Origin of the sequence: Nostocoides sp. (assembly GCF_037045025.1) — a bacterium.
GTDB lineage: Bacteria > Actinomycetota > Actinomycetes > Actinomycetales > Dermatophilaceae > Nostocoides_A.
Genome location: NZ_JBAOHM010000007.1, coordinates 376,057 through 397,439, shown reverse-complemented (window position 1 = coordinate 397,439; position 21,383 = coordinate 376,057). Strand labels below are relative to the sequence as shown.

At 68.4% G+C, this 21,383-nt stretch carries 24 protein-coding genes and 1 pseudogene; 15 read left to right on the top strand and 10 right to left on the bottom strand.

What is annotated here, in order from left to right:
• Position 1 precedes the first annotated feature (1 nt).
• Genes eutL through V9G19_RS06580 form a run of 5 tightly spaced genes read right to left on the bottom strand, consistent with a single transcriptional unit; the run spans position 2 to position 4,751 of the window.
• Positions 2-658 (bottom strand): ethanolamine utilization microcompartment protein EutL, encoded by a 657-nt coding sequence (gene eutL, locus V9G19_RS06600; RefSeq protein WP_462284682.1) that lies wholly within the window; start codon positions 656-658, stop codon positions 2-4.
• Entirely contained in the window at positions 658-1,575 is a 918-nt protein-coding gene (eutC, locus tag V9G19_RS06595; protein WP_462284681.1) for an ethanolamine ammonia-lyase subunit EutC, read from the bottom strand. The genes eutL and eutC overlap by 1 nt, the downstream gene beginning before the upstream one ends.
• A 4-nt stretch (positions 1,576-1,579) precedes the next feature.
• The gene (locus V9G19_RS06590; RefSeq protein ID WP_462284680.1) at positions 1,580-2,944 is read right to left on the bottom strand and encodes an ethanolamine ammonia-lyase subunit EutB; all 1,365 of its coding nucleotides are present in this window, start codon (positions 2,942-2,944) and stop codon (positions 1,580-1,582) included.
• A 60-nt stretch (positions 2,945-3,004) separates the two neighbouring features.
• Entirely contained in the window at positions 3,005-4,453 is a 1,449-nt protein-coding gene (locus V9G19_RS06585) for an ethanolamine ammonia-lyase reactivating factor EutA (RefSeq protein WP_462284679.1), read from the bottom strand.
• A 7-nt stretch (positions 4,454-4,460) separates the two neighbouring features.
• Positions 4,461-4,751, bottom strand: a complete 291-nt coding sequence (locus tag V9G19_RS06580) for a EutN/CcmL family microcompartment protein (RefSeq protein WP_462284678.1) — start codon at positions 4,749-4,751, stop codon at positions 4,461-4,463.
• A 191-nt stretch (positions 4,752-4,942) separates the two neighbouring features.
• Between V9G19_RS06580 and V9G19_RS06575 the strand changes: the two genes are divergently transcribed.
• From V9G19_RS06575 to V9G19_RS06545, 7 genes are all read left to right on the top strand, one after another.
• The gene (locus V9G19_RS06575) at positions 4,943-5,173 is read left to right on the top strand and encodes a hypothetical protein (protein WP_462284677.1); all 231 of its coding nucleotides are present in this window, start codon (positions 4,943-4,945) and stop codon (positions 5,171-5,173) included.
• On the top strand, positions 5,170-5,562 hold the full coding sequence (locus tag V9G19_RS06570) for a TA system VapC family ribonuclease toxin (RefSeq protein WP_462284676.1): 393 nt from the start codon (positions 5,170-5,172) through the stop codon (positions 5,560-5,562). The genes V9G19_RS06575 and V9G19_RS06570 overlap by 4 nt, the downstream gene beginning before the upstream one ends.
• 236 nt (positions 5,563-5,798) lie before the next feature.
• Positions 5,799-6,158: a cysteine hydrolase family protein gene (locus V9G19_RS06565; protein ID WP_462284675.1), complete on the top strand. Its 360-nt coding sequence runs from the start codon at positions 5,799-5,801 to the stop codon at positions 6,156-6,158.
• A 233-nt stretch (positions 6,159-6,391) separates the two neighbouring features.
• Entirely contained in the window at positions 6,392-6,646 is a 255-nt protein-coding gene (locus V9G19_RS06560) for a type II toxin-antitoxin system Phd/YefM family antitoxin (RefSeq protein WP_462284674.1), read from the top strand.
• Entirely contained in the window at positions 6,643-6,900 is a 258-nt protein-coding gene (locus V9G19_RS06555; RefSeq protein ID WP_462284673.1) for a PIN domain-containing protein, read from the top strand. Before V9G19_RS06560 ends, V9G19_RS06555 begins: the two co-directional genes overlap by 4 nt.
• 186 nt (positions 6,901-7,086) lie before the next feature.
• Complete coding sequence (locus V9G19_RS06550; protein WP_462284672.1) at positions 7,087-7,437, top strand: tyrosine-type recombinase/integrase; 351 nt, start codon at positions 7,087-7,089, stop codon at positions 7,435-7,437.
• Complete coding sequence (locus tag V9G19_RS06545; protein ID WP_462284671.1) at positions 7,434-7,766, top strand: helix-turn-helix domain-containing protein; 333 nt, start codon at positions 7,434-7,436, stop codon at positions 7,764-7,766. Before V9G19_RS06550 ends, V9G19_RS06545 begins: the two co-directional genes overlap by 4 nt.
• A 451-nt stretch (positions 7,767-8,217) precedes the next feature.
• Here V9G19_RS06545 and V9G19_RS06540 read toward each other — a convergent pair whose 3' ends face one another.
• The 4 genes and pseudogenes from V9G19_RS06540 to V9G19_RS06525 all read right to left on the bottom strand — a co-directional run.
• Positions 8,218-8,613, bottom strand: coding sequence for a hypothetical protein (locus V9G19_RS06540; protein WP_462284670.1), 396 nt, complete (start codon positions 8,611-8,613; stop codon positions 8,218-8,220).
• Positions 8,614-8,628: 15 nt separating this feature from the next.
• Entirely contained in the window at positions 8,629-9,192 is a 564-nt protein-coding gene (locus tag V9G19_RS06535) for a transposase (protein ID WP_462285036.1), read from the bottom strand.
• A gap of 191 nt (positions 9,193-9,383) precedes the next feature.
• Complete coding sequence (locus V9G19_RS06530) at positions 9,384-10,046, bottom strand: transposase (protein ID WP_462284669.1); 663 nt, start codon at positions 10,044-10,046, stop codon at positions 9,384-9,386.
• Positions 10,047-10,051: 5 nt separating this feature from the next.
• A pseudogene (locus V9G19_RS06525) lies at positions 10,052-10,804 on the bottom strand (transposase); the annotation flags it as partial.
• On the opposite strand from V9G19_RS06525, the gene V9G19_RS06520 reads away from it, so the two are divergent.
• The 6 genes from V9G19_RS06520 (at position 10,782) to denD (ending at position 15,642) form a co-directional block, all read left to right on the top strand.
• Positions 10,782-10,931: a hypothetical protein gene (locus V9G19_RS06520; protein WP_462284159.1), complete on the top strand. Its 150-nt coding sequence runs from the start codon at positions 10,782-10,784 to the stop codon at positions 10,929-10,931. The pseudogene V9G19_RS06525 and the gene V9G19_RS06520 sit on opposite strands and share 23 nt — an antisense overlap.
• Before the next feature lie 523 nt (positions 10,932-11,454).
• Positions 11,455-11,700 (top strand): hypothetical protein, encoded by a 246-nt coding sequence (locus tag V9G19_RS06515; protein WP_462284668.1) that lies wholly within the window; start codon positions 11,455-11,457, stop codon positions 11,698-11,700.
• Positions 11,697-12,128, top strand: coding sequence for a TA system VapC family ribonuclease toxin (locus V9G19_RS06510; RefSeq protein ID WP_462284667.1), 432 nt, complete (start codon positions 11,697-11,699; stop codon positions 12,126-12,128). The genes V9G19_RS06515 and V9G19_RS06510 overlap by 4 nt, the downstream gene beginning before the upstream one ends.
• Before the next feature lie 109 nt (positions 12,129-12,237).
• Positions 12,238-13,092: an N-acetyltransferase family protein gene (locus V9G19_RS06505; RefSeq protein ID WP_462284666.1), complete on the top strand. Its 855-nt coding sequence runs from the start codon at positions 12,238-12,240 to the stop codon at positions 13,090-13,092.
• A 69-nt stretch (positions 13,093-13,161) separates the two neighbouring features.
• Entirely contained in the window at positions 13,162-14,601 is a 1,440-nt protein-coding gene (locus V9G19_RS06500; protein WP_462284665.1) for a four-carbon acid sugar kinase family protein, read from the top strand.
• Between the two features lie 30 nt (positions 14,602-14,631).
• Positions 14,632-15,642: a D-erythronate dehydrogenase gene (gene denD, locus V9G19_RS06495; RefSeq protein WP_462284664.1), complete on the top strand. Its 1,011-nt coding sequence runs from the start codon at positions 14,632-14,634 to the stop codon at positions 15,640-15,642.
• 23 nt (positions 15,643-15,665) lie between these two features.
• On the opposite strand, the gene V9G19_RS06490 is transcribed toward denD, so the two are convergent.
• Entirely contained in the window at positions 15,666-17,306 is a 1,641-nt protein-coding gene (locus V9G19_RS06490; protein WP_462284663.1) for a succinic semialdehyde dehydrogenase, read from the bottom strand.
• Between the two features lie 105 nt (positions 17,307-17,411).
• On the opposite strand from V9G19_RS06490, the gene V9G19_RS06485 reads away from it, so the two are divergent.
• Both V9G19_RS06485 and V9G19_RS06480 read left to right on the top strand, forming a co-directional pair.
• On the top strand, positions 17,412-18,875 hold the full coding sequence (locus V9G19_RS06485; RefSeq protein WP_462284662.1) for a WS/DGAT domain-containing protein: 1,464 nt from the start codon (positions 17,412-17,414) through the stop codon (positions 18,873-18,875).
• Positions 18,876-18,963: 88 nt separating this feature from the next.
• On the top strand, positions 18,964-21,240 hold the full coding sequence (locus tag V9G19_RS06480; protein WP_462284661.1) for a dehydrogenase: 2,277 nt from the start codon (positions 18,964-18,966) through the stop codon (positions 21,238-21,240).
• The last annotated feature ends 143 nt before the right edge of the window (positions 21,241-21,383 follow it).

Sequence of the window (21,383 nt, the reverse complement as noted above, 5' to 3'; positions counted from 1 at the left end):
CTCACGCCTCCCTCGGCGCCGCGGCGACACCGAGCACGGCATCCCGGAAGGCGTTGCACGCCTCCAGCACCGCGCTCTGCTCGCCGGTGAGCAGGCCGCCGGAGAAGTTCGTCTCGCTGGGGGGAGCGAACCATACCTTCAGCTCGACGGCGGTGGCCTTGAGGACGGCGTCGAGGCCGATGGTCGCCTCCAGTGGGGGAGCGATCAGGTAGGCGAGCGGCTCGCCGGCAGCGATCCCGGCCTCGGCGCTGAGGTAGCTGCCGGTGCGGGCGATGGGGTGGGCGAAGAAGGCGTGCTCGCCGGCCGCGTCGGCGGACTCGAACCAGGCGCCGTGCTCGGCGTGGTCGACGCAGGCGGTCAGGGCGGCGCGAGCCTCGGCGGGGTCGGGGGCGGCGAGGATGCCGATGATCTCACCGGACAGCGGGCCGGAGGCGTGAGCGGAGCCGGCATAGAAGCTGCGGGCATAGGCGACCCGGCAGTCGGCCTTCTTGGTGGCCTCGTCGAGGGCGACATACAGGACGTCGTCGCTCGTGCTGGTGATCAGCGCGATGCTCCGCTCGTCCGGAGTCAGGCCGAGCTTGTCGGCGAGTGGCCGCTCCACGGCGGGGATCACCCGGCTGGCGAGCACCGTGGCGCGGATCGGATCGAGGATGGCCATCAGCGATCACCGTGCTGCTTCAGCCGCAGCTCGACGCCGCTGGCTTGTTGGGCAAGAACGGTTTTGATGTGTTCCACGACGTAGGCGCCGGCCTCGAGGGGGTTGGTGCCGCCGTGCTCGGTGATCATGCAGACCACGTCGCGGTGGGCGTCGGACTTCCCGGGCCCGGGCCGGTAGCCGGAGTAGACGCTGAGGGCGTCGGCGACGCCGAGACCGGGGCGTTCGCCGATGAGCAGCACCACGGCGTCGGCCCGGACGATCTCGTTGATGTCGTTGATGATCCCGACCCGACAGTAGCGGACGAAGAAGGGGGTGCCCAGGGTGAGGCCAGCCGCGGCGAAGCCGTTGGTGAGCACCGGATAGATGCGGTCGAGGTTGTTGGCGATGGCGGCCGCGGACAGCCCGTCGCCGACGACGATCTGGACGTTAGCGCCGGTGGCGCAGCGCTGTTGCACGTGGGCGCGGCCCTCGTCGCCGAGCCGTCGGCCGAGGTCGGGGCGCAGCAGGAACTCCTCCTGGTCGGTCACCTGCGACTGCACGGTGAACAGCCCGAACCGATCGAGCAGCGCCGACGGCACGTCACCGAAGATCGCGTCCTGGGTGACGGCGTGATCGGCCTGGAAGAGCAACAGATCCGCGGTGCGTGGCCGCGGCCCGGCGCGGCCGACACCGATCCGAGCGGTGGTCGAGCCGACCAGGTTGGCCAGCCCGGCCGGGTTGGCCGGGTTGACGACACCGGGCACGCGGCGGGAGGTGGGGGTGGTCGGGTCCGGCACGTCGATGTCGGGCGAGGCGGGGGGCGCGGCAGCGGGAGGTGTCGCCGCCCGCGTTGGACCAGCAGCGAGTTCGGCGAGCACCTCGGCGACCAGGGCGCGGACCTCGGACTCGGTGTAGCGCTGGGGGGTGGGCTGCGGCATACGATCAGCGCCCCAGGAAGAAGGAGGCATCGCCGGCCTTCTCGGTCAGCCGGCCGCCGCGGAGCAGGCCGATCCCTTCCATCCACGCCTCGAACTCCGGCAGCGGGCGCAGCCCGAGGAGTTGGCGCAGGCTGGGGGCGTCGTGGTAGCTGGTCGTCTGGTAGCTGAGCATCGCGTCGTCACCCATCGGGATACCCATGACGAAGTTGACACCGGCAGCGGCCAGCAGCACGGCGAGGTTGTCGTTGTCGTTCTGGGTGGCCCGGGCGTGGTTGGTGTAGCAGACATCGCACCCCATCGACAGGCCGGTCAGCTTGCCCATGAAGTGGTCTTCGAGGCCGGCGCGGATGATCTGGACCGAGTCGTAGAGGTATTCGGGGCCGATGAAGCCGACGACGGTGTTGACCTGGAAGGGGTCGTAGCGTTTGGCCAGGCCATAGCAGCGGGCCTCCATGACGACCTGGTCGGCGCCGTGGTGGGCGTCGGCGGACAGCTCGGCGCCCTGGCCGGTCTCGAAGTACATCCGGTTGGGCCCGGCAGCGACGCCGTGCTTCTGGGCAACCTCGTGGGCCTCATCGAGCATTCCGACCGAGATGCCGAAGGACTCACAGCCGGTCTGCGACCCGGCGAGCGACTGGAAGACCAGCCCGGCTGGGGCGCCCTTGCGCATGGCTTCGACCTGTGTGCTGACGTGGGCGAGCACACAGTTTTGGGTGGGGATCTCCCAGCGGGTGATGATCTCGTGGGTCATCTCCAGCAGCCGGGAGACGCTGCCGAGGGAGTCGTCGGAGGGGTTGATGCCAATGACGCTGTCGCCGCTGCCGTAGCTGAGCCCGTCATAGATCGCCGCGCGGATCCCCTCGACCGCGTCGGTGGGGTGGTTGGGCTGGCAGCGCGACCCCAGCGTCCCGCGCAGGCCGATGGTGTTGTTGGCCTTCTTGACATTACGGATCTTGCTCGCGGCATACATCAGGTCGAGGTTGGACATCAGCTTGGTGACCGCGGCGATCATCTCGGCGGTCAGCCCGGCGGAGAGGCGGTGGATCATCTCCTCGGTGGTGGTGTCGGCCAGCAGCCACTCGCGCAGATCGCCGACGGTGGTCGAGCGGAACTCCTGGTAGACGGTGTCGTCGACGGCGTCGTCGATGACGCGGGTGACTTCGTCCGCGTCATACGGAACCGCCGGGTTGTGCCGGAGAGTCTCCAAAGTTACCTCGGCGAGAACGTGTTTGGCAGCCATCCGCTCGGCCGCCGACTCGGCGGCGATTCCCGCGAGGCGGTCGCCCGACTTCTCCTCGTTGGCCTTGGCGAGCAGGTCCTTGACGTCCCGGAACTCGTAGCGGTGTCCGAACAGGGTCGCGGCCAGCATCACCGCCGCCTCCTTGCGTTCGTCGGTCCGTCCGTCATCGGTGCCCTGCTCATCGGTGTGCTAGTCATTGGTGTGCTGGTCATAAAACACCAGCGTCTTGATGGACAAGGGCACGGCTCGGCCATCAAGCATCGGCAGGCCAATGTCGACGAAGTCTCCCTCACCGAGCCCGACCTGGTCCACCACCAGCAGGGGCAGATCGGGGCGTGCCGCCCGGATGGTCTGGCCGAGAACCTGGGCGTAGTCCTGCGTCATCACCAGGACGAGGGGCCGGGCGCCACCGTTGTGTTGGTGGTGGGCGACGATGTCGCGGGCGACGGCGGTCAGCTCGTCGTAGCCCAAACCCTGGGGCAGGTCCACGACGGTTGCCGCGAGCGCGTCGTCGGTGAGGTCGCAGCGGGCGCGGGCCTGCCGGACGGCATCGGCATACGAGACCGGTCCTCCGCGGCCGCTCAGCGCCGGCCGCACCACGGGCAGATTGCGCAACGGCAGCAGCGCGGCGTCGGCCCAGATTGTCGACCCGCTGAGGGTGACGGTTTGGCCGGCGGCACCGAGCACGGTCGCCTGGCGGGTCTCGGGCGGTTGCCGGATGGTGTGGGCTTGCAGCCGGGGATTGCGGCGCATGGAGTCGGCCAGGAGGGGACCGACGTCGCCGTGGGCGGCCACCTGGGCCACGGTGTCGCAGGGGGCGGTTTCGTAGTAGGAGGCGCCGATGCCGCCGGTGAAGAACAGCGAGGTCGAGGCCTTGGTCCCGGTGAGCGGCGGCGTGAGTTGCACCTCGGGGATGTCGACGGCGGTGCCGTCGGCGAGATCGGCGAGCAGGTCGGCCATCCGGTCGGTGAACCGGCGCAGGCTCGCCAGGCTGGTTGTCGCGCCCTCGCGCAGGTCCGATCCCAATGCCGCGGCGATGGCCCGGCCGGGAGGTGGCAGGCGCAGCACCCGGCCGTCGGGGTCGATCTCGACCTGCCGGCCCCCCACGGCAAGCGCGGAGGAGCACAGGTGGCGGCCCATCGTGAAGATGGCGGCGTTGGCGGTGCCGCCACCGACGTCGATGGTCGTGACCTGCTGGTAGTGATCGGTGGACCAGCGGGCAACGCCCGAGCCGCGTCCGGCGATCTGGGCCTCGGCGTTGGGCCCGGCGACGGTGACGACGAAGTCGCCGGCCTGCGACGACAGGGCCGCCAAGATCGCGTCGGCGTTGCGGGTGCGGGCAGTCTCGCCGGTGATGATCACCGCGCCGGTCTCGATCTGCTCGGGACGGATGCCGGCCGCGGCATACTCGCCCCGGACGAGTTCGGCGAGTGCGGGGGCATTGACTTCGTCCGGTCCCAGCAGGGGAGTGCGGTGCGTGGGGCTGCGGTGCAGGACCGACTTCTCGTCGACCTGGAGGCGTGGGATCTGCCCCGGGCGGGCCACGTCGTGCAGGCTGAGTTGGGAGAAGACGACCTGCGTGGTGCTAGTACCGACGTCGATGCCGACGCTGAGGACATCGCGGCCTGCGAGCGGCACGAGCGGGTCAGTCCTTCCGGAAGGTGACCGTGCCGTCGACATCCATGGAGTCGAGGATGCCGACGACGAGGGCGTCGCTGGCCTGGTCGTTGTTGTGCTGCCCGTGCCTGGCCGCGCTGCCCTGGGCGACGAGAACGAGTTCGCCGCTGCCGGCGCCCACCCCGTCGACCGCCACTTGCATCGGTCCGGTCGCGCTTCCGTGCTCGTCGCAGGGCTGGACGAGCAGCAGCTTGTGACCGGACAGGCTGGGGTCCTTGATCGTGGAGACCGCCGCGCCGCGGACACGGGCGATGAGCATGTTCCCTCCTGAGGGCCTGGATGGGGCCGACTCTAGGCCGCGCGTGCCCGCGCGCGCTACGACCCCTGGCCACGGCGCTGCCGCAGGGAGGCCGGCTCCCGGCTTCCGTGTCGCTGGGTCCTCGCTGCGCGATTGCCGACGGGCGCTGGTGATCACCGCCGCATCACGGGTGCATCAGGTATGATGCACGGGTGCGAACCACCGTTGACCTGCCACCCGGGGTGCATCGCCGAGCGAGGGAACTCGCCGAGCAACGCGGAATGTCACTCTCAGCCGTGATCGCGGACCTCACCGTGCGCGGTCTCGCGCAGTGCGATGGGGAGGTCACCCTCGATACCGACCAGCGCACCGGGTTGCCCGTGTTGTCCTTGGGGCGCCGCATCACGAGCGAGGAGGTCGAGAAGGTCCTGGACGACGAATGAGGGTGCATCTGCTTGACGCCAACGTGCTTATCGCCCTGACCGTGCGCGAGCACGAGCACCACGACACCGCAAGCGCCTGGTTGGGCAGTATTGGCCAATTCGCCCTGTGCCCGATCGTCGAGGGTGCCCTGATCCGGTTCCTGATCCGGGTGGGGGAGACGGCGCCAACGGCCGCAGCGGTGCTCGAGGGCGTGCGGCGAAGTAGGCGGTGTGAGTTCTGGCCGGACGAGCTCTCGTATGCCGATGTCGACCTCGTCGAGATCCGGGGGCACCGGCAGGTGACGGCTGCCTATCTCGCGGGACTCGCCGGCGCCCGGGGAGCACACCTGGCGACGTTCGATCGAGCACTGGCGCTGCGCTTTCCCGGAACAGCCGTCCTGGTGACCTAAGCGGCGAGCCCACTCTCGAGGTTTCTACACTCCGGTCATGACCGCCCCCGCAGACGCGTTGCTTATCATCGACATGCAGCGCGCCTTCGTGGTGGGCTCGACCGCAGTGCCGGGAGCCGAATTTTGACCCGCGCCATCAGTCGTCTTCTTGCGCCCGCGCGCTCTGCCGGGGCATTGGTCGTCCACCTCCCGAATGACGGACCTGTTGGCGCCGCCGATGAGCCCGGCACGGACGGATGGACGCTAGTCTTCCCCCCCCGGCCGCGGAGGAGCTGGTGGTCCGCAAGCGCGGGGATGACGGGTTTGCCGGCACCGACCTCGAGTCGGTGCTCGTCAAGCACGGCGTGCACACCGTGGTGCTCTGTGGCATCCAATCCGAGATGTGCGTGGCGGCAACCGCGCGAGGGGCGATGCAGCGAGGCTTGTCGGTCGTGCTGCCGCGGGACGCGCACGGCACCTATCCGATTCCTGCCGACCACGGCGGCATCGCCGTCCCTGCCGCACACGTGAGCCGCGTCGCGGCGTGGTCCCTGGGCGATGCCGTGTCGGCGCCTGCGTCGGTCAGCGGAATCGCGTTCACGAGAGTCGTTCGGTAGCCGTCCGACTGACTCGCCACGTGCAGGTCGGCCAAGCAGCCCAGCGGGGGGTGTCCTGCAATAGGTGAGGTATACGGCACCTCTTGCAGGACGGCGGCTCGCGACGGCACCTCCTGCAGGATGGCCCGCCCGTTGAGGATCACGTCGGCGCCGGCGGCGGGAGTTGGTGAGACGGGAGTGGACTGCCATAATGGCGATATTCTCGTCATCGATTATCGCCACAGGAGGCCGCGATGGACATCGGGGTTCGGGAGTTGCGTGACGGGCTGAGCCGGCACTTGGCATTCGTCCGCGCGGGACACACGATCACCGTGACCGACCACGGTCGACCCGTTGCGCGCATCGTCCCGGTGGGCGTGCCGTCGAGGTTGGAGCAATTGATTGCCGAGGGCAAGGTGACTCCAGCGGCGCGCCGCAAGTCGTCGCGCCCTCAGCCGATCAAGACCACGGCGACCGTCAGCGACCTTGTCGACAAGCAGCGCCGGTGATCGTCTACCTCGATACATCGGCCTTGGTACCACTGATGATCGAGGAGCCCACGTCCACGGCCTGCGGCGAACTCTGGGACATGCACGACGCCTCCCGACGTGCGGTTCACCATGGCCTCCGCGGCTACGACGCCACGCACCTTGCAGCCGCCATCCAGATGCGCGACGCCGAGCTCGTAGCCGCCTCGGGAGACAAGCGACTGCTCGCCGCTTGGCGGCGCGAGCAGCTAAACGTCCGCGACGTCTCTGCGTGACGCCGACTGGGACACGGAAGTTCGTTTCGCATGTGCGGCAACTCCCGATTCTCCGCCGATAATGATGATTATGTAAAGTTCTCGTCTGCGTATCGCAGCAGATGAATCAACCAGTGTCCGCACGCCACTACCCCGGCAACCTTACGGCCGTTGGGTCGGACGCATCGGCCGATCCGGCCGCAAGGGGTGGCGGGCCGCCTACCGATTCGCCGTGATGATGAAGGTCGCCTACGCCTACGGGCTCCGGTTCAACGAGCTGCGCCACCTCCAAACAGTCGATTTCGCCCGCAACCCGCATGCCCGGGAGTTCGGTGCCTTCGGTGTCTGCACTCGTTCCGCCGCTCCTACGCAACACACTTGCTCGAGGCCGGATGGGATCCACGCTTCGTTCAGGACCAGCTTGGACACGAATACGCCTCGACCACCGGCATCTATCAGTTCGTGTCCGACGAGTTCCGTCGGTCCACTCTTCGGAGTGCGCTGGACCGTACGGTGAGGGAAGCCATGACACGCACGACCGAGGACGGGACATCATGAAGCGGAAGGTTGACTACACGTGGCGGTTGTCCGAGCTCATGGCGGCTCGCGGCTTGCACAACACCACTGACCTCATCCCCCTGCTCGCCGAACGCGACATCACCTTGTCCCGGCCGCAGGTTTACCGCTTGGTGAACCAGCGCCCCGAACGCGTCTCCCTGCAGGTGATCGCTGCTCTGTGCGACATCTTCGACTGCACACCCGCCGATGTGCTCACGACCACCGCAGCCGACGCACGTGTCCGCAAGACAGGTACCGCCGCGTCGCCGAACGTTGTTCGGTTGGATCGCACCGTCCGGCCCCGCCGCGCGAACATCCTGGACGAATAGGCCTGTGGCAGCTATGGACCCGCAACCCGCTGGCCTCTCCCCTCACCGCCTTGTCCGTGGCCGCCCACGCACCACCGGCGACCGGAACGACCCGTGCGCACGCTGTGGTCGTCACATGCCGCGCCTGGCAGCGAGCTGGCCCGAAGGACGGCTCTGCTTCACCTGCTACTTCGATGCCGTGCACACGCGCGGGACGCGTCCTGGATGCGGTCAAGAGCGGCTGCTGCCCGGACCGCCTGACGCCAACGGACAACGGCGCTGCTCGACCTGCGCCTCCATCCCCGATGACTTTCACTGCGAACGATGCGGTCTTGAAGCCGGTCACCATCGCGGTCGATTGTGCGCGCGGTGTGCTTTGCGCGATGACCTTTACGACATCCTCGGCGGCAAACCAACTGACCCCGCGCTGATAGGGCTCGTCGACGCGCTCTGCGCCGCCGAGCGACCCGAATCACTCCTTGTCTGGAAGCGATCCGCGAAAGTCCAACACCTTCTCCGCTCCCTCGCCGACGGCTCGATCCCCGTCGCCCACAAAGGACTCGACACGGTGCCCGGCAAACCGACCGAGCACCTGCGGGCGATCATGCAACACCATGGTCTCCTCCCCCACCGCGACGAATACCTGCCTCGCTTCGAGCAATGGATCGATGCCAAGCTCGCAGGTCTGCCCGAAGAGGTCCGCCAGCCGGTGCGGCACTTCGCCACCTGGCATCACCTGCAACGCATCCGCGCGAAAGCGACCGCTGGCGCACCGACACGAGGACCGGTGCACGCTGCCAAACAGGAGATCACCGAAACCGTGAGGTTCCTCCTCTGGCTCCACGAAACATACATCATACGAACGCACCGCCAGCACCTGCACTCAGCAAGACATCGACGAGTGGCTGGCCAATGGGCCGACGACACGCACCGCAATTTGCGCGATCGCCTCGGTCAGGGCCTGCTTGTGGTCGGCGGCGGTGTTCGAGCCAGCATTCCCCGGCCGCAGGCGGGCGGCGAGCAGTTCGCCGGTGTTATCGCACCAGACCCCGAGCGGGTGATACCCAAAGGTTTTCTTGAACGTACGGGCTGCGTGTTCCTTCTCGGAGTGCGCGAGAACGATGGTGGCGTCGACATCCAGCACGACCAGATCCGTCGGCAAAAGGGTGTCGGCCACCCGCGCCGCCGGGAGCCCGTCCGGCATTAGCTCCCATACCCGCGCCCGGGTCTTCGCCCGCGCGGCCGCGACCCGCTTCGCTGGGGGATCAGCGAGCTGGTCCAGGGCACGCCACACCGTCGCCGGGGACGCCACCGGCCCGAGGACCTGGTCCTGATGCCGCAAGGTGTCGATATCGGCGATCGCTTCACCCCCAGCAACCAGCATCGTAGCCACATCCACCAGGACCCGGCCACGGTCATGACCCGGCGTGAAATCCCGCCGTCCCAGCGCGCCCGAGAGCGTGTCGGTCAGACCCGGATCCGCGAGTAGCTTGCGTGTGGGTTGGGCGGTCGTTGAATGGCAGTTAGATTTTGTGTTGTGGCAGTGTGTTTTTGGGTGCGGGCAGCGCGGATGGCCCGGTGGCGCTCGGGTGGGCGGGTCTTCGGGGTCCTGGGTCGTCGGGGCAGGGGCGCGGCGGGTTAGGCCGCGGTGGGTAAGGCCCGGATCCGGGCCAGGACGGTGGGCAGGAGCTGGCGGTCGGGCGGCAGCCGCAGGATCAGCTGGCGGCCGTGGTGGACTATGCGGGCTGGGACGCAGAGCAGTTCGTGGCGTAGGCGGGCGCCGTGGGCGCGGTGACGCTGGTCGATCCCGGTCAGGGCTTGCAGCAGAACGGAGATGTTCCCGGCGAGCAGGGCAGCCCACATCCACACCGTGTTGATGGCGTGGTCGCCCGACGGCAGGTGCCGCAGCGCGGCCCCGAGTTTGGCTTCCCGGATCCGGTCCTCAATGTCGGTGCGGCGGCGGAACCAGGACTCGACCTGCGTGATCGAGGCAACCGGTGCGGCCGCCTCACCCGGCTCCGCCGGCTCCGCCGGCTCGGCCGGCTCGGCCGGCTCGGTGGGGTTGGCCGGGTGGTCGTTGGCGGGGATATTGGTGGCGATGAAGGAGACGGCGTGGGCGTGGGTGGCCGCGCCCTCCAAGGCGAGGGTGAGTTGGTTCTTCTCGATGGTGCGTCGACGCCGTGAGCGGGGGTCGTCGGAGATGTCCTCGGCCTCGATGCGGACCCGGCGCACGATGGTGTACGTGTGCGGCGGCCACCCCTGCGGGGCGTAGTCGACCGCGGCGACCTGCGCGCCGGGCATCCCCTCCGCGCACCCCAGGCGTCCTCGGGGATGGCGGCGTAGGCGCGCCACATCGCGGTGTTCCGTTTCGCGGCGATGGCGAAGTCACACCCGGCCGCCACCGCGGCGTGGGCCAGGTCGGCGGTGAAGTCGCCGGCATCCGCGCGCACCCGCAACCGATCCCAGTCGGCCGCGGCCGAGCGGATGTCCTCGGGGATCCCGGCCAGGGTGCGGCGCAGCAGGTCAGCGGCCCGGGGCCTCACATCCTCATTCCCCGCGAGCAACTCCGCGGCCAGGGTCAGCCCGGCCTCGGCCCAGGTCCCCAGATGCGGACGGCCCGCGCGCTGACCGTGATAGTTGTAGGCCACGCCCTGCTTCGTCGGCCCGTACACCTCCACATCGGTGGAATCCAAGTCCACCGTCACCGCCGCGGCCAGCACCGCCCGGCGGGAATCCGGCAACAACCCGACCGCATGACACCGGTCAGGTCCGCGACCGCACCCTCCAGCGGCCAGCTGCGCCGGCCCGAACCGGCGGGCCAACCCCGCCGCCGTGCTCGAGGCCAACACCGGCACCGCCGACAACGCGGACCCGGCCACATCCTGGCGCTGCCGGTCCAACGCGGCCAGCACATCCCCGCCGAGCAGCTGGCACTGCGCCAGCGACACCAGCACCTGCCCGGCCGTCGCGCCCCGCTCCCGCTCCTTGATCGCACCGATCCCCCGGTCCAGGCGCCCGACCAGGTCCAGTTTCTCGATGAACTCCGCGAGCGCTGCCACCCCCGAGGTCCCGGTCAACGACGGATCCGGCGCGCCGATCCGCACCCGCTTCCGCACCCGGCCACGACCACGTACTCTCTTCATCGACAAGGTGCTTCTCCTCGCTGGCCAATCGAAGGCTTCGTAACCCCGATTCTCCCAGTAGGACAAGCACCTTCGTCACATCACACGCCGATCACCCCACCACTACTCGCGGATCCGGGTTCAGACCGACCCGATCAGCCAGCAACCGCACCGCGACACTACCCGCGTGGGCAACCACACCGCGGCCGTCACCAGATACCGCCAACCCGGACGACCACGAAGTACGCTTCACCTACGGAGTGCCTTCCCGCTCAGGAGCATTGACTGTCGCAAGTCCAATTATCCCGTTGCAGGACAGGCACTTCCGTACTCCCGCCCCCCAGGCGCGCCGATAACCCGTGCACGATCGAGGCCAGCTCACCGCTGATCCCCGTTGGGTCTCGGACTCAAGATCCGGGACCCAACGGTCGGACTATCCGCGCAGCGCAACGAACCATCCAGACTCTTGTTGCCGGTTCCCGAACAACCAACAGATACTTCAAACCAAGGAAGCCGCTGCTTGAATATGCGCCGCATTGATACGCAGGCTCCCCAGCAATACGCGCCGTTGATGCTAATATGGGTTTATGCGTACGACAATCGACCTGCCTGACGACCTCATTCGCGCGGCCCGCGTGCGCGCAGCGGCAAGCGACGAGAGCCTTAAAGAACTCTTCACCCGCGCGCTGGCCAAGGAGCTCGACCGCGCCGCCCGTAAGCAGCGACGAAAGCTCCCAGTTATCGGCTCAAGTCGGCCCGGCAGGTCCAGCATCACTCCCGCCGAGCTTGAGCAGGTCCTGGGTGACGACGACCTCGACCGCGACGTCGTGTGATCCTCCTCGACGTCAGCATCTGCCTGGTTGGATTCTGGGCCGGACACCTCCACCATGAGCAGGCCCGCAACTGGTTTGATCGCGCCGAGGACGATTCCCTCGGCCTGTGCCGGATCGTCCACCTCGGCTGGCTGCGACACCTCACCAACCCGGCCGTGCTCGGAGAGGACGCACTTACCCGGCGCGATGCCTGGAATTTCGTCGCCTCCGTCCTCACCGACGCACGCTTCGGGTGGATCGAGGAGTCCGAGGACATCGACACGCACTTCGCTTCGCACGCAGCCCACGGCGACCGCAGTCACAAACTGTGGACCGACGACTATCTCGCCGCGCTCGCAGTCGCCGGCAACCACTCGTTCGCGACCCTCGACACCAAGATCGCCCGTCGTTACCCGGGCCTGGCCGTTATCAACCCGCTCCTGGCGTAGCGTCGATCGGCATCACAGGATGAGCGCGTGGGCAATACGACTGACCTCGATACGCAGGCTCTCCAGTAGGGCCCAGGCACGCTACGCCACACCTACCCCGCTACACCGTATGGTTGCCCTCAACGTGTTCGACCATCGGCCGGTTCTCGACACCGACTTCGATGACCGAGCGGCAGCGTGGCACGAGAACCTAAGGGAGCAAGCCGGCGTGAGCGTCGATCAGCAGAAGGCCCGCTCCGTCGATGACTTGTGGGACGCCGCGGAACGGGTCATCGGCTGGGCCTGGTGGTGGTGGTCTCCCTGGCTACCGAGCCGGCAGCCGGACGACAAGGACGGGCCGCCGCCTCCGGAGGAACTCATCCTGCCCGATGGCACCAAGGCGTGGATCCGCCCGATCCTCCCGACCGACCGTGACCTGCACGTCGCCAACTTCGAGCGGCTCTCGGACGATTCCAAGTACAAGCGTTTCCTCGGGCGTGTTCCGCACCTGACCGAGGACCTCCTCCAGCGGCTCGTGGACGAGGTCGATGGCGTCAACCATGTCGGCTACTTCCTCTTCCTCGAAGACGAGGACTCGGCACTCCCCACGGCGATCGGCCGTATCGTCCGAGACCCGCAAAACCCCGCGGTGGCCGATGCGGCAGTCACCGTGAACGATTCCTTGCAGGGGCACGGCATCGGGACGGCGTTGCTGCGCCTTCTCGTTCAGCGGCGACCGCACGGGGTGAAGGAACTGGAGACGCTCGTGCTCGCCGGCAACAAGGCATCGTTGGGCATGCTTCGGCACATCGGGCCGACCCGGGAGGTCGAACTCGGCTCCGGGACGATCCTGGTGCGACTCAATGTCGAAGACACCACGGCGCCACCTCCCGAGGCGCCACCGGCGAAACACATCGAGCCATGGCGTCTGGCGTTGCGTCGACGCGACCACATCTGCCGGTGGCTCTACGAGCGCACGCCCTAGCGACAGCCCCCAACACCACCGGCCTAGGCCCAGGCGCCGCAACCCCTTTCGCTCGGTAGGGTCCTGGTTGTGCCTGTCCCGCTCGATCACCTCCTCGCCGGTATGCCCGCGGCGCGAGAGGTTCCGGCGACGGAGATCGCGGCCCTCGCCCAGGCGGCCAACCGGGTTCTCGTCGTCCTCGACGACGATCCGACCGGCACCCAGTCCGTGCACGACCTGCCGGTGGTGTTGGACTGGAGCATCGCCTCGCTCACCTGGGCGCTGCGCCAGGGTGCGCCCGCCGTCTTTGTCCTGACCAACACACGCAGCCTCGACGCGGGCGACGCCGAGCGTCGCAACCGCGACGCCGCCCGGGCTGCGTTCGCTGCCGCCGCCGTCGCCGGCGTGGACATCGCGCTGGTCTCTCGCTCCGATTCCACCCTGCGCGGCCACTTCCCGCTCGAGCCGCTGGCGCTCGCCGAGGAGGTCGAGCAGGCGAGGGGCATACCGGTGGACGGCCTCGTCGTCGTGCCCGCATTCGGCGACGCCGGCAGGATCACCGTCGACTCAATCCACTACGCCGGCAACCCGATCGAGGGCTATACCCCGGTCGGCGAGACCGAATTCGCCCGCGACGCGACCTTCGGCTATCGCAGCTCCGACCTGCGCGAGTGGATTCAGGAAAAGTCCGGAGGCAGGTATGCCGCCGCCGACGTGGCCCGCATCGACCTGCGCACCCTGCGCACCGATCCCGAGGGTGTCGTCGCCGCACTCACGGCGCTCACCGATCGCCAACCGATCGTGTGCGACATCGTCGACGAGTTCGACCTGCGCCGGCTCGCCACAGCCCTGTATGCCGCGCAGGCGGCCGGCAGCACGCTGGTCTTTCGCGTTGGTCCGCCCTTCGTGCGGGCGCTGATCGGTCAACCAGCCCGGCAGCCGCTACAACCCGCCGACATCACCGAGATCCGCGGCGGCGCTATGGAGGCGAGCGGCGGTTTGGTGGTCGTGGGCTCGCACGTGTCGCTGACCACTCGCCAGCTGGAGGAGTTGCTCGCCCGCGATCGTCCCGCACAGGCCGAACTGGACGTCGCCGTCATCTCTGGGGGCGATCCCCAGGCGCTCGATGCGCACGTGGCGGCCGTCGCGGCGCAGGTGGCGGCCGCCCTCACCCGAGGCAACGTCGTCCTGTCCACCAGCCGGACCCTCGCGCGGACCGAGGACCCGCGGGAGTCGCTGGCGATCGCCCGGTCCGTGTCGAATGCGGTCGTCTCGGTGGTGCAGCGGGTGCTCGCGGCGAGGGCGCCCCGATTCGTCGTCGCCAAGGGGGGCATCACCGCCTCCGATGTCGCCGCTCGGGGCCTGTCGATCGAGCGGGCGATGGTTCGCGGATCCCTCCTGCCGGGCATGGTGTCGCTGTGGGAACCGATGGACGGCCCGGCGCGGTGCATACCGTATGCCGTCTTTCCCGGCAATGTCGGCGATCCCGGATCGCTCGCCGAGATTGTCCGCACGTTGTCGGCCTCGTGAGTTCCGCACTCTGGAAGGGATGGCCCGCCCATGCGCATCGTCGTCACCGGTGGACACGGCTTCGTCGGCTCGGCCCTGACTTCGGAACTGCTGCGGCGAGGCCGTTTCCGTGGCGAGGCCGTGGACTCCATCGTGCTCCTCGACAAGGTCGCGCCCCCGGGGGCATTCGATGGGGTCCCCCTGATCCACACCATCCGCGGCGAGCTAGTCGACACCCTGCCGGCCGCATTTGCCGAGCCGGTCGACGCGGTCGCCCACCTGGCCGCGGCCGTCTCGGCCGAGTGCGAGCGCGACTTCGACTTGGGCATGCGCGCCAATCTCGCATCGACGCTCGCGGTGCTCGATGCCGCTCGGACGCAACGCGCGCAGGGCGGCCCGCTCGCGACCGTCGTGTTCTCCTCCAGCGTGGCGGTCTATGGCTCGGATCCGGCCGTGCCGCTACCGCCGGTCGTCTCCGAAACGACGCTGCCGACGCCCCAATCCAGTTATGGCACACAGAAGCTCGCCTGCGAGCAAGTCCTCGCCGACTTCACCCGCAAGGGGTTCGTCGACGGACGGGTGGTGCGGCTGATGACCGTCGCTGTCCGGCCGGGAAAACCCAACGCCGCCGCCTCCGCTTTCGTCTCCGGCATCATCCGGGAGCCGCTGGCCGGGGTGGAAGCGCCGTGCCCCGTCGGTCGGGATGTGCAGCTGGCGATCGCCTCGCCGCGCCGGACGGTCGCGGGCATCTTGCGCATCGCCGAGGTCGAGCGCGGCGACGGCCCGGGCCAGCTGTCCGGTCGCCTGCCGGTCAACCTGCCCGCGCTGACGGTGACTGTGGGCGAGATGGTGGACGCCCTACGTGCCGTGGCAGGCGACGCGGTCGCCGACCGCGTGATCCACTCCCCCGATCCCGCCATTGAGGCGATCGTCAGGTCGTGGCCGGCCCGCTTCGACAACGCCCGGGCACGCGCGCTCGGCCTGGAGCCCGACCTCGACGTCGCGGACGTGATCCGGCACTACCTCGACGACCACGGCATAACCACCCCGCGGACGCAATAGCCTCCCTGCGGACGCAATAACCGTCAGGCGCGACCGAGGTGGCGCAGGAGGCGCACCGCTCCGGTCATGACGGTGGCGTAGGCCTGGTCGGTCAGCCCCCAGTGCGGCCCGAACCGCAGGAAGTGCTGGGTCGCAACCGACTGGACCTCGGTGTAGCGGTGAATGCCCTCGGCGCCCTGGCGGCGCCCCATACCGGACGAACGCATGCCACCCATCGGGGCGTCAATGCTCGCGAAGGTCGCGCTGAACGCCTCGTTGACGTTGACCGTGCCGCACTTGATCTGATTGGCGACACGGCGGGCCCGCTTGCTGTCGCGGCTGTAGACCGCGGCATTGAGGCCGTAGTCGCCGCTATTGGCCAAGGCGATCGCTTCGTCCTCGGAGGTGAACGGATAAACCGAGATCACCGGGCCGAAGGTCTCATCGCCATGGCAGGCCATGTCCGCGGTGACGCCCTCGAGGATCGTCGGCTCGTAGAAGTAGGGGCCGAGGTCGGGGCGGGGCTTCCCGCCCGCCAGGATGCGCGCCCCGTGCTTGACGGCATCCTTGACGTGCTCATCGACCGTGGCCAACTGCTCGGCCGAGATCAGCGATCCCATGTCGACGCCCCAGTCGTGCGACGGGCTCAGCCGCATCGCCTCGGTCCGTGCGACGAACTTGCCGACAAAGTCGTCGTAGACGTCGTGAGCGACATACAGCCGCTCGGTCGAGACGCACAACTGCCCGCCATTGGAGAAGGCCGCGCGGACGGCGCCCTCGGCGGCCCGATCCAGGTCGGCGTCGGCGAGGACGAGGATGGGGTTCTTGCCACCCAGTTCCAACGAGCACCCGATCAGCCGCTCCGCGCACTGGCGGGCAATGATCTTGCCGGTGCCGGTCGAGCCGGTGAAGCAGATGTAGTCCGCGTGCTCGATCATCGGGCCGCCGAGCACGCGCCCCTCCCCCGCCACCATCTGCCACAGCCCCGGCGGCATACCCGCCTCCTCGAGCAACTGGAGTCCAAGCAGGGCCGACAGCGGTGTGTGGTGGTCGGGTTTGGAGACCACGCCATTGCCCGCCGCGAGAGCCGCGATGCCGTCGGCGAGGGCCATCGTGAACGGATAGTTCCACGGCGAGATGATGCCAACGACGCCCTTGGGCAAGCGGTGCTCTTCGATGTGGGTCAGGAACGGCACGACGCCGTCGCGCCGCTTCGGCTCCAGATGCCGCTTGAGGGTCCGGGAATAGTAGCGGGCGGTCAGCGCGACGTGCAGCGGCTCGTCGAAGGCGTGGATCCTCGCCTTGCCCGACTCCCAGCAGATCAGGTCCATGATTTCTTCACGCCGATCCAGGATGAGGTCGTGTAGCCGCAGCAACACCGCGGAGCGCTCACTAAAACTCGCGGCAGCCCAATCTTTAGCGGCCGCCCGCGCCCGCGCGAAGGCGACCGGGACGTCCTCCGCGCCGGACTTGGGCACCGCACCCAGCGGCTGTCCGGTCGCGGGCGCGTGGATTGTCGTCGTCACCCCCGAGGTCGCCACCAGGCGCCGCGTGAGGCCGCGCACAAAGCTCTGATCCAGGGCGTAGCTGGCCGCAACGTCGTGCTCGGGATCCAGCGGGCCGCCGGGAAGGGCCGCCTTCCGTTTGGTCGTTCTGGTCACCTTTTTGGCCTGCGGATTGGTCACCCTCCCAGGCTAGGGATGGATGCCCCCGAGGGTAAGAGCCAGCGCGGATCAGAAGCCTCAGCGTGACCACACTCACGTCCTCCTTCCCCGTAGGATAGGGAAGTCATGGCAACCCAGATCGCAGTGTCGGACCTGACCTGGCTGCTGATGGACCGACCCAACAACCTCATGCAGGTGCACGGGCTGTTCTCCTTCGATGAACTCCCGCCGCTGGAGGAGATCCGCCAGGCCGTCTTCGACCGCGTCGTCTCGAAGTACCGCGTGATGAGCCAGATCCCGGTCAACAAGCGCGGTCGGTGGTATTGGGAGGACGACGTCGACTTCGACATCGCCCGCCACGTGCCGCGGATCGTGCTGGAAGACGCGCGCCCGGAAACCATGCGCGCTCATGTGAGCGCCCAGTTTTCGCGGCCCATCGACCGCAGCCGCCCGCTGTGGGAATACCAGGTGATCAGCGGACCGCCCGAGCAGAGCACGGCCGGGGTCATCCTCACCCGCCATCACCACGGCCTGGCCGACGGCATCCGCCTCGTGCAGTTGCTCATGGGCATGTGCGATCCGCGTGAGGACGCCATGCCGGGCAAGGTCGGCCGCGGCGACACGGCGAGCATTGCCGACCGTGTCCTCCACCTCGCCGAGCACACCGTGCGCGACACGGTCGACTATGTGCAGCACGCCGGTGAGGCCGTCGCTCACCACGGGCGCGCGATCTTCGCCACCTTGAACCCGTTGGACTTCCCCCACCAGTTGGAGAGGGTCGCCGACCTGGCCAGGCACCCGGTGAAGGCCATCGACGCGGTCACTTCGGTGGCGGCGGACGACAACGAGTTCTCCAACTCCTGGCGCGAGCTGTCCCGGCTGCTCTTGCACGACCGCGCGGACACCGGCGGAGCCTGGAGCGGTCACCCGGGGGTGGCCAAGAAGGTCGATTGGCTCGAAGGCCTCTCGCTCGCCGATGTGCGGGCCGCCGCGAAACGCCACGGGTCGACCATCAACGACACCTTGATGGCGGCCGTCTCCCTCGCGCTGACCGACTACCTCGACGAGCGCGGCGTCGAGGAGATCACCGACCTCGGCTGGATGATGCCGATCTCGCTGCGGCCGATTGATGCGAGCCTGCCGGACCAGCTGGGCAATCACTTCGCGGTCATCCTCTTTGAGATGCCGCTCGGCATCCGCGACCCGAGCGAGTTGATCGCCGAGATCCATCTGCGCTCCACCCGGCTAAAGAACAGCGTCGAGCCGGTCGTCTCCTTCGGTATGCAGCGGTTCATCGCCGAATCGCCCCTCGGGGTTGCGCGCCGCGTGACCAACTTCTTCTCCGGCAAGACGGTCGGCCAGTTGTCCAACGTCCCTGGGCCGCGGGTTCAACTCGACTTCGTCGGGCACCCGGTGCGCTCGATCATCGGCTGGGTGCCCACCTCCGGGGACCAGCCGCTCGGCATCTGTCTGTTCAGCTACAACGGGACGGTCGCCGTCGGCATCGCGAGCGACGCGCGGATGGTCCCTGACCCGGAGCACATCAGTGAGCTGATCCGCCGGAACATCACCCGGCTAGCCCGCGGCTGACCGTGACTGGCTGCCGGGCCCGGCGTCCGTTAGGGTCGGCTTCCCGGAAGCAATCGCTTTTCGCCCAGCTCTCCCATAGGTGATCGGTATGCCGCCTCGCAAACGCCTCCTCGTCGTCAACGTCACCCTGCAAAGCAATGAGTGGGACTACGACGAAGAGGTGAGCTTCGCCGGCCGCGACTACCGGCTGGTGCGCGTGGGCACCAGCGGTGACGTCAAGGCTGCCGAGGATCTCGTCTGGCGCTGGTCGCTGACCGCCGACGCGATCGCCGTCACCGGCGGACGCGAGGCCGCCGCCGTCGGGCTCTTTCACGGCGACCTCGCCGAAGTCCGCAAGGTGGCTCGCACCACCAAACGAGTGCCGATCCAAAACGGCCGGATGCTTGCGGATGTCCTGCAGGAGTGGGCCATCCGCCATGTCCAGGCCGAGATGCCCGGATACTTCAACAACGCCCGGGTCGTCGTCGTCGGCGACGGGATGCGGCATACGGCCGAGGTGCTGCGCGAGTTCACCCACAACATCGACTTCACCGATCCGATGCTGCGCACCGATGTCCCCGTGGCGCTAAGCACGATTCCCGTCGCCTCCCGCGTGGTGGAGTTGGGCATGCGGTCGTGGCGCAGCACGCCCGAGTTCGTCAAGGAGCAGGCTCACGCCCCCGCCGAATGGGTGAGCGACAAGCTCGCCCACGCTGCGGCGAAGGACGCCGACATCATCGTCGGCACCTTCGTCGAGATCGACAATTTCGGCCTGGAGGATCTGGCCGGGCGCACCGTGATCACCAACGCGGTCTCCGACGAACGGCTCGAATCGCTCGCCGCGCGTGGCGTCGATCTCGTGATCGACGCGACCCCGCGCCCCTTCCCATTCATGGTCGTCACGGCAATGCTCGAAGCCATGACCGCGGCCCTCCTTGGGCCCAACCACGAACTAGCGACCGATCACGTTGTGACGATGATCGAAAAGGGCGGGCTCGAACCGCGGGTTCTGCGTCCCAATGGCGATCGGCGCAAGAGCCGCTTCGCCTTCGTCATCCACCCGCTGTCGACGCAGTACTTCAACAACGTCCAACCGCTCGGCGCCGTCCAGAAGGTCCCCGGAATGTCGACGGTCGTCGAGAAGTCGATGGCCTACCTGCCGCCCTTCCTCTATGCCCACATCCCAAGCGTGAAATCGCCCACCGGCGCCGAGGCCGAGGGATGGTTGATCACGGTCGGGGGCACCCCGAAGGAGATGCTCGCCCACTCCCCCGAGTTCACCTACAGCCGCCTGCTCGAAGCCGCCGAACTCGGGCAGCGGCTCGGCGCCCAGATCATGGGCCTCGGCGCCTTCACCAAGGTCGTCGGTGACGCCGGCGTCACCGTGGCCAAGCAGGCCAAGTTGCCGATCACCACGGGCAACAGTTACAGCGCCTCCGGGGCGCTGTGGGCCGCGGCCGAGGCCGTGCGCCGGCTCGGACTGATCGAGGTCGACGAGATGGGCAGGCTGCGCGGCAAGGCCATGGTCGTCGGCGCCTCGGGCGCGATCGGCTCCGTCTGCGCGCGGCTGCTCGCGCTGGTCAGCGACGAGCTGTGGCTCGTCTCCCCCGAGACCGCCAAGCTGTTGGCGCTGAAACGGGACATCCAACGCGAGAACCCCCGGGCCGAGTTGCACGTCGCCACCGACCCCGGCGAGGCGCTCGCCGACATGGACGTCATCGTCACCGCCACCTCGGCAGCCGGCAACAAGGTCCTCGACATCATGAAGGTCAAACCCGGGTGCGTGATCACCGACGTGGCCCGCCCGTTGGATATGTCCGCCGAGGACATCGCCAAGCGCCCCGATGTCCTGGTCATCGAGTCCGGCGAGGTCAAGCTGCCGGGTGAGGTCCACATCCGCGACATCGGGTTGCCCGAGGGGGTGGCCTACGCGTGCCTGGCCGAGACGATCGTCCTGGCCCTGGAGGGGCGGTATGAGACGTTCACCGTCGGACGCAATATCGAGTGGCCCAAGGTCAAGGAGATCTACGAACTCGGCCTCAAGCACGGGATGAAGCTCGCCACCATTTCCGGAGTCAACGGGGTCTACACCGACGCAGACTTCGACCGCATCCGCTCGGCCGCGCTCGCCGCCCGGGCGGCCAAGGAGGGAGAGTCCGGCCAGGACAAGGCCGCTAGTGGGCACAACACCGCCGACCGGGACCAGACGACCGGCGAGGGCAACACCGCCAGCGAAGAGAAGCCGGCTGCGCCGAAACGCGCGGTCAAGCGGCATACCGAAGCAAAGCAGGTGGCCTGCCCGCGCTGTGGAGCGAGCGGCGACGCCCCGTGTGTCAGCGCCAGCGGGCGGCCGACCAAGCGGCACGCGGGGCGGGACGCGACCTAGTCACCCCACGAAGTTCTGCGCTCTTTCCCACGCAGCGCGTGCGTGGGAACGTCGCTCCGGTACTTCGCGGGGACCCCGACGATCGGCAGACGCGACCTAGCCCACGTCCGACCGATGGTGGCCGGGCGCGGCCTGAGTGCCAG